This window comes from Endozoicomonas sp., from assembly GCF_031844845.1.
Lineage (GTDB): Bacteria > Pseudomonadota > Gammaproteobacteria > Pseudomonadales > Endozoicomonadaceae > Endozoicomonas.
This window is the reverse complement of the sequence record NZ_JAVRMB020000273.1, coordinates 1-13331: the sequence shown is the minus strand read 5'-3', so window position 1 is coordinate 13331 and position 13331 is coordinate 1. Positions and strand designations below refer to the sequence as shown.

The following is a 13331-nucleotide window of genomic DNA, read 5'->3' as shown; positions in this document are numbered from 1 at the left end:
AACAGGATTGATGGCGGTGGCGGTCACGATAATATTCTGGGTGGTGCCGGGGCTGACATCATTAATGGCGGAACCGGTAACGACACCATTAATGGTAACCAGGACGATGACATCATCAGTGGTGATGCCGGGGATGACATTATTCACGGTGGTTTTGGTAATGACACGCTGGATGGTGGCTCCAATACTGCTGCCGGTGACACTCTGGACATGGTTGGCAGTGTAACCGGCCCCGGTGATATGCCGGATGATATCACCGTCGATCTTTCCGGCCTGGTGGATGCCCAGGGTTATATCACGGTCAGCAAGAGCTATGGTGGTGGCACCAGCACCGGAACTGACAAAGTCCAGGGCTTTGAAAATGTCACCACCGACCACGGTAATGACACCCTGACCGGCGACAGTGCCGACAATATTCTCACCAGTGGCCAGGGCACCGATATCCTTCGGGGTAACAGTGGCGATGATACCCTGAACGGGGGCGCCGGGAACGACATTCTGGAAGGCGGTGCCGGGGACGATACGCTGGATGGTGGTAGCGAAGCCGATACGGCGGATTACAGTAATGATGCCAGTGGTGTCACGGTCAATTTGCAGTCTGGTACGGCAACAGACGCCGGAGGCGGCACTGATACGCTCAACAGCATCGAGAAAGTACTGGGTTCAAACAGTACCGTTTCCGGAGATAACCTCACCGCCCATAACGCCATCGCCAATATACTGGAAGGTAATGCCGGTAACGATACATTGACCGGCTTTGCCGGAGACCAGCTGTTAGGGGGTACTGGTGACGATATTCTGAATACTAATCTTGCCGCCCTGCAGGATAGTTCAACACAACTCAATGGTGGAGCAGACAACGATACGCTCAATCTGGGTGAAGGGGCTACCTATGATCTCGGTAACTACACCAGCCTGATTGATAACGTTGAAAACATTGATTTCACCGGTCTCGGTGCCGATAGCATTTCTGTCTCAATGAATGATGTCAGTGCTATTTCCGGAGGTAGCAGTCTGTCCATTGATGTGGATAGTGGCCCGACAGTATTACGGTTAACGACTCTACCAGTGTTCAGCATAATGTCGGACAGGATGTCTACACCGACGGCAGCAATACGATAACCGTGAACTTCCTCTGACCTTCTTCTGACCTTCCTCTGACCTTCTTCTGACCTTCTTCTGAGCTGTTCAGGAGGCCACCAACAATGGATTGCAGTGGCTGTTATGCTTAAATTCACGCTCAAAGAGAGCTTTCTGGCGATTTGCCACTTTATTGGTGCTGATGTTGTCAGGGAGGATGTTGACACCCTGACCCGGGATGGGGGAGGAGTTTGATCTTCGCTGTCTGGAGAAGGCCGCCGCCTATTGTGGGCTGGATCTCGCAAAAAATCGCAGAGATCTGATTGACCTTTCAGAAGACGACCTTCCCTGTATTCTTCAGTTGCAGAAAAAACATTTCATGATCGTCACGGAAATTCGTGATGGTGAGTGTTTTGTGTCCTCCCGCAAGCACAATATCGGGGTCTGGATGCCTATTGCCAGGCTGGTGAAGGTCTACGCCGGAGTTATCTATCAGTTTACTGATCGTCGGGAAAAAGCCGATTAGGTCAGCACGCTGATGCCGGTCTGGTTCCGTGAGCAGATGGGAGAACTCTGGCCCCACTATATTCAAGTGCTGCTGGCGACCGTCATGGTTAACCTGCTGACTCTGGCACTGCCCCTGTTCACCAACATGGTCTTTGACAAGCTGGTACCCACCTTTGCCACCGACACGCTGCTGACGGTCAGTCTGGGTATGCTGGGAGTGGTGGCCTTTGACTTTATACTGCGCTGGTTACGCAGTTTTTTTGTGGATGATGCCTGTCGAATCATTGAGCGACGCAGCGAACAGTTCATCCTTGGACGCCTGCTTCAGTTAAAGCAGAGTGAACTTCCCGACTCACCCGGAAGAATCACCCACGCCATTGAAAATTTTGCCCGGGTAAAAGAGTTCCTGTCCGGAACGGTATTACTCTCGCTGCTTGATGTTCCCTTTTTTCTTCTGTTCACGCTGGTGATCTGGTTGATTGGTGGCGTAATGGCGATGATCCCGCTGGGCATTGCCGCCTGCGTGATACCCATCACGATTTTCAGTTATCGACGTTCGCGGGATCAGGCCAATAAACTGACTAAAGCCAATAACGGAAAAAGTACGTTTCTGTATGAAGTCAGTTCAGAACTGGAAGCCATCAAAACCCTGGGTGCCCAGCGTAAATCCCTGGCGCGCTGGCGGGGGCTGGTGACTAAATCGTCCAGTGCATCATTGAGGAGCAAACAGGCCAGTGTGTTGCTCAATACAGTGGTGGCCAGTGCTACCCAGTGTGTGGTGATTGGCATGCTGGTGCTCGGTGTTTATCAGATCCATAACGGTAATATTTCTCCGGGCTCACTCTTTGCCTGCATGATTCTGGGTAGCCGTGCCATAGCGCCGCTGATGAGCCTGGCCATGGCCGTCAGCCGGTTAAGTTTTTCTCTGAAGTCACTGAAAGAGATTAATGAGCTGCTGGGGCTTGCCGGTGAAGATGATAACCATGACCGGATTAACGTCGCCAGCCTGAAAGGTTTTATTGAGTTTGAAAAAGTCTCTTACCGTTACTCGCCATCAGAGCCTGAGGCCCTGAGGGACATTAATATCAAAATAAAGCCCGGTGAACGGGTGGCCATACTGGGTGCCTCCGGCTCCGGTAAAAGCACGCTGATTCGAATGCTGCAGGGACTGGTTGAACCCTCAGAAGGCAATGTTCTGGTTGATGGACAGAACCTTAACCATTTGAACCTGGATCATTATCGTGGTCACTGTGCGGTTGCCCCACAGAAACCCTCGGTATTCAGTGGCACGATTAAAAGCAACCTGATGATTGGCAAGATTCGGCCTCTACTGAACGGCTGGATGAAGCCTGTCATGTGGCCGGGCTGGATGGTTTTGTGCGCCAGTGCTCCCGTGGCTATTCCCACCGGGTTCTGGAACGGGGAGAAAACCTGTCCGGTGGACAGCGGCAGGCGCTTTGTCTGGCTCGTGCCCTTTTGCGCCAAAGCCGGATAATTATTCTGGATGAGCCTACCAGTGCCTATGATAACTATACGGAAACACAATTTTGTGAACGGTTACCGGGTGTTTTGCAAGAGAATCAGACGCTGATTCTTATCACCCATCGGATGAATCTGCTGCAGCTGGTGGATCGGATTATTGTGATGGCAGATGGTTGCATCATTGCTGATGACGGTAGAGACCGTGTTCTGGATGTGATTTCTAACAACCTGCTGGCAGCACCACAGGGAAGATGATGTGAAGCCCCCCCCTGAACTCGTTCCCACGGTCCCCCGTGGGAATGCATACCGGCTCCGCCACAAATAAAACAACCCGCGTGAAACTCCGGCACACCCGGCAGAGTTGGGCTGTTCCTCGTTCTCACCCTTTGCATGGCCATTCAGACTACGGCCAGTTCCGCATGCATTCCCACGCAGAGCGTGGGAACGAGGTTTTCGAAGGGTTTTGCGACAACCTCCTTCGCGGGGATGACGGTGGTATATTCTTAATCGCAGCTTCCCTTAGCTCTGTACTCATGGGGATTTGTCCGTCAAATACAAGCTAATGCGTGGGCAGTGCAACGATTTCTCAAGGTCAAGGGGGGTGATGGATTTAAAGTTGTTGAACTGAAGGCATGAAATCGCAACAAACCTGCTCTGCCAGATAGGCAAAGCAGGCTGTTTTTACCAGCAAAGCATGATGTCAAAAGACCGAAATATACCGGTTCGAAATTATGCTCTATTGACTCGCTTTGTATTCCTCCTGGTAGCTGGTGAGCACCTTCCCAATGATTTCGCCAGTCAGCTGCGGGTCAAGTACATCAGCCGCCAGTGCATCAAAGCAGGTTAACGACATATCGCTGATAGAAGCATCCTTCCAGGACTCGCCCCGGTCAGCAAAATAGCTTGGGTAGAGGCTGGTGATTTCCTCTTTTATTTTTTGGTAGCCATTCAGCATGGCAGCCACACCATCGCTATCTTCACCGATTGTTTTTGGGGCGGTATCAAGCAAGCTGGTTGCCGGGCGCTCTGCTTGCTGGTGCGAAGGGAGCGCACCTGAGTCTCCAAACGGGACAGGGAGAAGGCGCTCGGCTTCGGGGATTGATTGTTCGTACAGTGTTATGGGTTGCGGTAAATGCTCAGCCATATACCGTGCCAGTTGCTGCGATTCATTCAGTACCTCGTCGGAACCGCCTAACCGCTGATGCACAACGTTCATTAACGTTACGCTGTCGTTTATTCTGTCAATAACCTTAATCCGGGTATCGAGCAGATACAGAAACAACTGCCAGCGTTCCTCACTGTCACCACCGGACGGCTGGCGGCTGAGATCGCTTCGAACCTTTTGCTCCAGTTGCCCGGATCCACCCACCGTATAGATGTCAGGCTGTTTCAGCAGGTCTTCAATGCAGGTTTGCTGATCGGTGGGCGAATGAGCAAAAAACAGGTCTTTGACCCCTGCGACGGTGTTGCTGTCAACATCGGGCCTTAGTACCGTGCCCATAAGCTCTACGCTGGCGATGGAACCGTCAAATGGCTGGCCGTTGTTGTCGCCGCAGTGGTTGTTACTGATCAGCTGCGCCAGCTGTTTTTCCAGTGTATGACGTTGCTGCCGGGGTTCATTCAGGCTCGGGTTAAAATATTTGGCGACGGTATTTATTACGGTTTGTTGTTGCTGGACTTTCAGTTGAAGGGCCGTCTCGACGATCTTTTGGTTATCGACATTCTTGTGGTTATCAACCTGACCCGGCTTCAGATTGTCTCTGGCCATGACACCGAGCATGCAGCTGAGCATTGCCCGGGCATTATTTGACGCTGGCTCCATGTCGTTTTTCCGTTGAAAAGCCAGACTGCTGTCGGTAGCGTTGCCATAAATACTCAAACCACCCTGGTCATCCAGAGTAAAGACATTATCGGTAAGATTATGATCAATACCCAGTTCAGGTGAATAGAGCACCGCACGCACGAAACCCGTTATCAGCGCTATCCCGGGCTTGTCAGGCTGGTGCTCAGCACAGGTTATGATGGACATAGACAGAATGTCGTCTGTACTCCATTGTTGGCTGACGAAAGGGTCTGTTTTTTTTATGCGCGCAAGGAACACGGAGACTTCGTTATGGAGACCCCGGGCAATGGCGAAGCTGTCCCGGGTCAGGATTTTACCAGGCGAGTTGTGGTCAGCTTTACCTGGCGGTTTGCTGGCATTGTGGAGTGCGTCGGCAGTACGGGACGGAATGATTTTTCGTTTGGTTAACAGGCAGGCGACGACATTGGCCAGTTCCAGCCCGGCAGTCACCGGCAGTGACCCTGAATACAGGTTGCTCCGCTCTTTACTCTGCTGGGCGCGAGCCTCCTGATGGGCATCCCGGATAATATGATCAGCCCCGTCCTCATACCCCCGGGAAATTGAATCCACGGTGCAAACCTTCAGTTGAGGATCGCAGGTGCCGGTGAAATCCATCGGGCTGGTATAATTGAAACCCTTTTCTGTTTTAGCAAACCCGGGGGGTAACTGACCGTTATGGTTGTTGGCGTAACGGCCTGCCATGGCGTTGAAAGGCTCACTGCGGGCGTAGGGTAATCTGAGATCGTGAATATCACCATTCTGTAATGACTGGCTTTCTTGCAGCCAGGCATTCTGGCTGATGTGGACAAGCTTTTGCGTCATGGGGTTGCTGCCGTTGTCGACCTGGTCCAACGGTGATTGATTCATGGCTGAAGAAAATCGCGATTCTCCCTGCTCATCCGTCACAGTTATGCGGAGCGACACGGGTTCACAGGGGAGCTCCTCTTCACAATGGCCGCTATACTGTGTCTGGGCGGTGAATGTGAGCATCTCTGGCCGTTCTGTCAGTGCTGAAACCTGCTGGTCTGGCTGGTTGACGGTTTGGCAGCCTGGGGCTGATGGTTTGCTGAAGTACGAAGGCACAATCGACCTGGCCAGCCAGGCAGCACTGTTCAATACCACACTTTCTGTTATCTTTCTGAGACCAGGTAAAATACCTCTGTGCATGCTGGAACTGCCTGATGGGATGGGTTCAGCTGATTGATCTGCCTGTGATCCGTGGCGACGTTGCCGGTTATGTTGTCCGATCACTTCGCCTGTCGTTGGTTCTGTAATATTTGTGTCATCATTTTCCCCGGAGACAGCGCGTAACATAATCAGGGTATACCTATCTTCAAGTTTGGAAATTTTGGAATTTGTTTTTTCGATACGACTGTTAACCTGATTGCTCAGGCGATTTTTAGATAACTTCCAGTGGTTATGGATTCCCTTTTGCCGAAGGCGAATATCTTCAATGATCTTTTCTTTCAACGCAATTTGACTTTGCAGGAAAGGGTTATTATGTGCGGCTTTAATATCGTCCTCCAGCTCACCAACCCTTTTTGTGACCAGCTGATCCAGCTCATTCGACGAGGCTAAGTAATACTGGATAACAATTCGAAGGTAACACTTCATTCTATCCAATAGTTCTTGTATCACGACAACGTCACTATTTTTCAATGGACGCCCACTCTCAGATTGATCTTTTAACAGATCGCGAAGCTTTTCTTCTTTTTCTCTAAAGTCTCTGAAGTATAAGTTGGAATATCGGAAGGAGGTTTTAATACTATATTGCATATTGTGGTACAGTGATTTTTCCTTATTTGAAAGGTTGTCGCTAATATCAGGGTCTCGGGAAGCGACATTGGAATCATCTTTTAACTCAATATTACTTAAATTAATGCCGCTGTGTTCATCTTGGCCTTGTGTTTTTTCTGTATCAGAATTACGCTGACGCCGAATCTGAGCTTGCGGGAATATATCATCCAGCCGACTGTTGCACGTACCAAATTCCTCCCCCAGAACAACACTATATTCTATCACGATGTTATCCATGGTATCGGGCAATCTCCTGATTATTTTTGCAGCTGTTTCTCTGGCATTTTGACTGTCACGCTCGTTTTGAGTTTCAAGGTATTCGGCTATGGCAGGTGGACGACGACTATCCGGAAGTCTTTTGGAATTAATCAGAGCTGTACGATATTTAATGGCCAGGTTATATATTTCTAAAGAGTCCTGTTGGATTTTGTTGAAAGTTGTTTTCCCGATATTATTATCGCTACCTCCCAAGAGTGGGGGGGCGGTTTCTTCAGCTATTTCAGTGCTGCCCTGCTTTGTTCGGGATTCATCCAGGGCCGATTGGATTAATTTTTTAAAGACGCTGATGCCCTCGATTGTCTCGTAATCGAGTAGCTCGTTTAATAATTCACGACCCGACAAGTTCATGCCTTTTATGTTTTTCAGAATACTACTAGTCGTAATAAACAGGTCGAATAAGTTTCCTGTATGCAACTGCAAGTCAACTTCGTGTGATGCAGAATGGTGCGCCTTCGATACCGTTGAAATGGAGTCCGATGTCAATTTATCTATGCTATCCATGTACTTTGAATTTGGTAACGACTGTTTCTTTTCGTTAACCGCTGTTTCTAGAGTATTTTTATATTGTTCATAACTGGACGAAAGTAATCCTTTACTGCTATCCGCAGTATTAATGAGCGGCTGGTTGTAATTTAATCGGGAGAGGTCTGTCAAATCTGTCAAAGAGAGACCAAGGAGAGCCCCGAGTTCAGATTTTAACTCATGAACAAGTTTTGCATTCGTGGAAGTGACATGACTCGGTGATGTTTTATTGACCGCAGTGGTGGTGGGTGTCCCAGCAGTGGTCCCGGCAGTCGTTAAAGATCCGGGTGGTGTCATCGCTACCAGGGTTGACGGATGTTTGCTTGTCAGGGATGAAGTATGTTCATGGGCATTTGTTGGTATTATTTCACTATTCAACAGGCAACTGTGTTTTTCCGGAATGTCGCTAATTGCACGTTTGTTCTCATCAAGAGAGTGTAAAACCTTTTCTTTTTGCTCCTCAGCCAGTTTGATGTTTTTGATTCGGGTGTTATGTAAATCGTAATCATTCCATGACTTGAATTCATCAATAAGTTTGTCAAGTTCAGCTGTTATTTTGGCTGCTTTATTATTCAGGCTTGCTTTATAACGATTAGCGAGATCATCAAATTCTGCTTTCTTGCTTTTCTGGCACAGGTTTTCTAGCTTTCTGAATCCATTGTGATTTAATTTTGAGACTTCCTCGGAAAATTTACAGTGAAGACTGGCAAATTTTGAAGTTAGGATTTGAATATTAACTTCAGGTGTGTCTGGGGATTCGAATACCTCAGGATTCTCTCCACATTCTTCCGTACCACTCATTAAACAGTTGTATTTTTCCGGGATTTCATAAATTGTAGTTATGCTCCTCTTCAGGGTGTTTGAAACCCATTCTTTTTGCTCCTTAGCCAGTTTGATGTTGTGGATTCGGGTGTTATGTAAATCGTAATCATTCCATGACTTGAATTCACCAATCAGTTTGTCAAGTTCAGCTGTTATTTTGGCTGCTTTATTATTCAGGCTTGCTTCATAACTTTTGGCAAGGGTATCAAATTCTGCCTGCTTGCTGTTCTGGCACAGTTTTTTTAGTTTTTTTAATCCCTTGTCATTTAATTTTGAGACTTCCTCGGAAAATTTGCAGTGAAGACTGGCAAATTTTGAAGTTAGGGTTTGAATATTAATTTCAGGGGTCTCCGGGGGCTCAAACAGGGTGGGAGTCCCCGCGCATCCGTCACCATGAATGCCATCCCCTTTAACGGTTGTAGTTTGAACTGTAGTTCGTTCCTCCCTGGTTGGAGATGGTTCTGATGTTTTGCTTTCAGGCTCCAAAGTCTTTGTTTCTGGTCGGTTTGTTGGGCTTTTTATACCAGTCGCAGTTTGTGTCGTTGTCGGGGGGAGTAATTCTGTGTCTCGTGTTGTGGTTATTAAGAGCGGGGGTTCAGTACTGTCTGTAGTGCACAGGGGAATGGTTATTGTTTCTGACATCATCTTTGGAATGGGCCAGGTATAGGATTTGGCTATATCATATATGTCTGTTTTAACCGCATTGTAACGTTTTTGTACATCGTTTTTGTATGTGTTAATCAGGAAACAGTTCAGTTCATTAATGCTCTCGCTTATCATCTCTTTTATTTCCACACGCTGACTACGTGCTTCTTCTTTGATCTTGCTTTTTCCTTGCTGTGTTAATTTTGGGTTTTCTCTGGTAGTTTTGGATCTTTGTCTTATTTTAACGATTTCAGTTTTTTCCAGATCTGGTAAGGTTTTCTTGGTTGTTGGCGTAAAAGCAGATTCGTACTGCTTAAATGAAATTACATCAAGTTCTGTATAATATCTTGGATCAAAGCTTAACTCATGCAGCTTTATTTTTTCGACAGTCCGTTCAAGATTGTCCAGAATTGAAAGTGGACCATTTTGTTCGGAAAAATCATTAGAAAGAACCTCTTTGTTTTTCTTGATATGTTCAAGCAGGGTTTTAGACAGTTTTTCTTTCTGCTTTGAGTATTCTTCTTTTAATACTAACAATTCATTACTAAGCTCTTTGTCGTTTTCTTCTGGCGAGTTGGTGCTTGTTGCTACATCTCTGGCTGGTCGTAAATGTCCGTGATCATCCTGATCGTCTCGCTTTTCTTGCAACTGTTTATTCGTGGATTTTTCATTATTTTCAGTTAAACGAGCAGTTAATTCAAAGGGTGCTACATGTTGCACATTCCGTTGTTTATGAGATTGAATCTGTTCGTCAGCACGTGAGGGAGAGGTGGGGAGTTGGGGTGGTGGTTTGTCTTGTGCTCGGATTGCCGGTTGTTCAGGCTTATGGTGAATGCCGTATGGATTTCCTGACTGAACGACAGGAGGCTTTGACGAAATCATAATGTTGATATCCCAAATTTATTAGTTAACACAAAGGCAATTCCGGATCGGTGAGCTAAATACAAACGACAACATAATTTTGTAGATATTAACCGGATTTACAAAAGTCATGGTAGATGGGAAATGGGGGATTGTTGATCTTTTATCCTTTCTTGATGGTGGTTTTTACCCGGAATTATGAAAATCAGGGTGGTGATTTACACTTGTGATTTGGTATTCGCAATAATGGCAATTCTCAGTAATTTCCAATAACTTATGTTGGAAATTAGTGAATAGACTACAGAAACCTCTATTCACTGGTGTGATCCTTAATGAACACTATATAAAGACGGCTATGGACGCTATGTCCATGGTCAAAAAGTCCCGGAATAATTTCCCCATTTGCCAGTCCATTTGCCAGTAGATTGAGATGGGTGGGGAGAAGCATTGCAAGCACCGGTTGCTTTCTCCGCTGTCATTGCGTACAGGCGACTGCATGGATGCAGAAGAGAGTAATGCAGGAGCAATTACCGAGATTGTACGGAATCCACCCGGCAGGGTTACCCAAAGGACCCACAGGGCCTAAAGGCATAAAAGCCAGCTGTCAGATTCACCTCCCTGCGGATGGATCCTGTACCATCCCGGTACAGGATGACAGTGGAGAGTTGGTGGGTAAATTTATAATGACTGTTTTGTTAAATGCTGAATTTATTTCAGGACAATTCTTTAATCTTCTTCGGCATCCACGATGTAAGAGAAAGACTTTCTTATTTGGGGCAGAGATGCCCGCTTCAAGATCAGCTCACCCTGCCAATCCCCTGACGGATCTACCGGGTTGGGGATTCCCAGATAGTAGAAGATTTGCGCCTTGCCTGTTGCCAGTTTACTAAACGTTCTCGATTTCACGGTGTCGTTATCAGGATAAGTAATGCTCAAGGTGATCTGGTCTCCGGCAGAGAGGCCGATGAGTCGAACCCAGAAAAACAGATGCTCGCTGTCCTCATCAATACCTTCATTAAATTCGCCACTTTCGATGTCCCGATAATTGACCGGTGGCTGGTCATTGAATCCGTAATCCAGTAAAAAACCAGAGAGATAAGTTGTCTGCTCGACGACGTTTTCATTCCAGAGATTGTTGGCCGTATCCCCGCACAGTGAGAATTGCTGTGTCCCGGTAAAGGGATCGATTATTTGTCCAAAATGCTGCACCTGAAAATGGACATGGGGAAATTCCGTTAAACCGGAAAGGCCGATTTCACCCAGCTTTTGCTCTCTTGTGACCATATCCCCTTTTTGAACCATCAGACTATTCTGTTTGAGATGTCCGTAAATGGTTCGCCAGCCATTTTGGTGCTTAATTACGACCGCATTACCAAGCCCGATTTTGCTGATTTCATCACGTTTTTCAGGCTCAAGGTAGGTGTCAGATACGCCATCACGGGTAGCGATTACCATCCCTTCGGCGGCGGCCAGAACTGAAATGCCAGCGGCCATTTGAGGAAGGTTGATGATTCTGATATCAGTACCTGTATGGCCGTCGTAAGTCTGCTGGCCACACTGGTAATCCCGCCAGGCTTCCGTTGGATCGTTATCAACATAATTCTGAATGACGCAGTCAACGCCATAATCACAATTCACAGGAAATATAAACTCGGGTCTTTCAGCGGCTGAAACTGAAGCCGCCAGACACCAGAACAGTAGGGGGAACTGTCTTTTCATGAGCGTAATGATCAGGTTTCTATCGTTTATTTTTCAGATCAACCACTGCCTTGGTCAGGGCATTGAACAGTTTGTCCAGTCGGGATTGGCGCTTCTCGGTTTTCTGATTTTCTTCCTGGACGGTGTCTGAAAGGCCTTGCAGTTGTTCTGAACAGCCTTCTATCTGGTTCGCAACATCATTCATTTCTTTTGCTGAGCTGGCGATTTTTTCTTTCAGTGTCTCTTTAACACCCACCATGCTCTCATTGGTTTTCAGCTGACTCTGATGAAGTGTTTTCTGTTCATTGAGCAGTGCGCTGACAATCTGAACCAGCCGGTGTTTGCTCTCTTTGATGGCCCCCAGTGCTTCGATACTGGCATCCGTCTGTGTGGTGAATAACTGACGCAGCTTTTCAGTTTCCCTGCGTTGCAGTTCTGTTTCAGCAAGTTGGCCAGACTGAAGTTCAGTAACGGTTTCAAGATGCTGTCCAGCCTGTTGAACGGTTCCTGAGATCAGTGATGTATGACCGATCATCTCCTTATGGTTGTTACTGATCAGATTGGTCAGCTCCCGGCACTGTTTTTCACCGTCAAAAGCGCCATTCTCAGCGATGCTCTGCAAAATGGTGGATATATTACCCAGCTGGCTGTTGATCTCGGTCAGCTGGTTGTTATCAATTGCCGATGCCGCGCTGGCGCTTACCGTCTGCGAGTCACCAGCGCTCATTCCGCCGCCAGCAAGGTGTTCGACAGTATGCTGAGCCAGCCAGGTTTCCATGGCGGAAGCGAAGTAGCTGCTGGCTTTATTAAGATTTAGCTGGAGAATACCCAGTACCAGAGAGGTACTGAGTCCCATCAATGAAGATCCGAAGGCAGTACTCATACCACCCAATGGCCCCTCAAGACCTTTGATGAGTTTTACCAGGGTGTCCATGATATCGGTGTCGCCACCCAGGCCTTCTGCAAGATCAGACAGGATTCCACCGATAGAGCCGATGGTGATGGTCAGACCGAGGAAGGTACCGAGCAGTCCGATAAAAATAAGGAGGTCTGTGAAGTAACGTATGAAGGCGACCTTTTCATCAAGGCTGTTCTGAAGCGAGTCAATCAGTGCCCGGGTGGCTGCCGCTGAGAGTTTGATATACCCCAGTGAAGCAACGTTATTTTGGAGCAAGGTCACGGTGGTCGACATCAGATGCATTTTCAGCGTTGGCGGCGGATTCTCTTCGTCGCTAAAAAGAATCTCGTCCAGCCTGGAAACGACCAATACATCATCTTTCAGGTGGTAGACATAAAGAAAACTGAGAAAAGACCCGAGCAGGAACACGGATACAATAGTGCCGTTCAGGGGCAGGTTGGACATGAGCGCCGGACCAAAGAAATCCCGGGTGAAGTAGACCAGTCCGATGGTGGCTATGACCACAGAGGTCATCTTCTTGAGGTACCCTACTATTCTTTTCGGGTTGGCAATATGAAGCTCAGACATGTCCCTGCTTACCTTTCCATTGGCTTATTTCCCTAACCAGAGCCAGTTCAGCCCTGAGGACGCTTAGCTCTCTTGCAAATTACGAATCGTATTGATGACATCATTCAGATAAAAACGGATATCCAACACGCTTTTGAAGAAGTCGTATTGGAATACAGCACTTTGCACCCGACTGATGTGGTAATCACCCTGGGCAGTGGTTATGTCCAGCAGTGTTTTTTCACCCAGTTCAAACTCTTTGTAATAGAGGTCAACAATTTCCCGGTTGGTTTCCATTGCCCGGTCATTGACCACCTTTTCATCCATAAG

Annotated in this window: 8 protein-coding genes; 4 read left to right on the top strand and 4 right to left on the bottom strand. The window is 47.6% G+C overall.

Annotation, left to right across the window (positions count from 1 at the left end; all coding sequences use genetic code 11):
* The 4 genes from RM811_RS14605 to RM811_RS14590 form a co-directional block, all read left to right on the top strand.
* On the top strand, positions 1 to 1122 hold a 1122-nt coding region (locus tag RM811_RS14605), incomplete at its 5' end, for a calcium-binding protein (protein WP_402525634.1).
* Between the two features lie 196 nt (positions 1123 to 1318).
* Positions 1319 to 1606, top strand: coding sequence for a cysteine peptidase family C39 domain-containing protein (locus RM811_RS14600; RefSeq protein ID WP_402525632.1), 288 nt, complete (start codon positions 1319 to 1321; stop codon positions 1604 to 1606).
* Positions 1607 to 1618: 12 nt separating this feature from the next.
* Positions 1619 to 3082, top strand: a complete 1464-nt coding sequence (locus RM811_RS14595) for a peptidase domain-containing ABC transporter (RefSeq protein WP_402525630.1) — start codon at positions 1619 to 1621, stop codon at positions 3080 to 3082.
* Positions 2965 to 3324 (top strand): ATP-binding cassette domain-containing protein, encoded by a 360-nt coding sequence (locus tag RM811_RS14590; RefSeq protein ID WP_402525628.1) that lies wholly within the window; start codon positions 2965 to 2967, stop codon positions 3322 to 3324. The genes RM811_RS14595 and RM811_RS14590 overlap by 118 nt, the downstream gene beginning before the upstream one ends.
* 481 nt (positions 3325 to 3805) lie before the next feature.
* Here RM811_RS14590 and RM811_RS14585 read toward each other — a convergent pair whose 3' ends face one another.
* From RM811_RS14585 to RM811_RS14570, 4 genes are all read right to left on the bottom strand, one after another.
* Entirely contained in the window at positions 3806 to 9859 is a 6054-nt protein-coding gene (locus tag RM811_RS14585) for a hypothetical protein (RefSeq protein WP_402525626.1), read from the bottom strand.
* Positions 9860 to 10564: 705 nt separating this feature from the next.
* Positions 10565 to 11557 carry a M23 family metallopeptidase gene (locus tag RM811_RS14580; RefSeq protein WP_402525624.1) on the bottom strand — a complete coding sequence of 331 codons (993 nt, stop codon included), beginning with the start codon at positions 11555 to 11557 and terminating at the stop codon, positions 10565 to 10567.
* Between the two features lie 19 nt (positions 11558 to 11576).
* Positions 11577 to 13022, bottom strand: coding sequence for a hypothetical protein (locus tag RM811_RS14575; RefSeq protein WP_402525621.1), 1446 nt, complete (start codon positions 13020 to 13022; stop codon positions 11577 to 11579).
* 63 nt (positions 13023 to 13085) lie between these two features.
* Positions 13086 to 13331: hypothetical protein (locus RM811_RS14570; protein ID WP_402525618.1), on the bottom strand; the 246-nt coding region annotated here is incomplete at its 5' end.

Coding starts and splice junctions, on each gene's coding strand:
- RM811_RS14575 (WP_402525621.1), bottom strand. CDS start 13,022: ATGTCTGAGCTTCATATTGCCAACCCGAAAAGAATAGTAGGGTACCTC.
- RM811_RS14595 (WP_402525630.1), top strand. CDS start 1,619: ATGCCGGTCTGGTTCCGTGAGCAGATGGGAGAACTCTGGCCCCACTAT.
- RM811_RS14580 (WP_402525624.1), bottom strand. CDS start 11,557: ATGAAAAGACAGTTCCCCCTACTGTTCTGGTGTCTGGCGGCTTCAGTT.
- RM811_RS14585 (WP_402525626.1), bottom strand. CDS start 9,859: ATGATTTCGTCAAAGCCTCCTGTCGTTCAGTCAGGAAATCCATACGGC.
- RM811_RS14600 (WP_402525632.1), top strand. CDS start 1,319: ATGGGGGAGGAGTTTGATCTTCGCTGTCTGGAGAAGGCCGCCGCCTAT.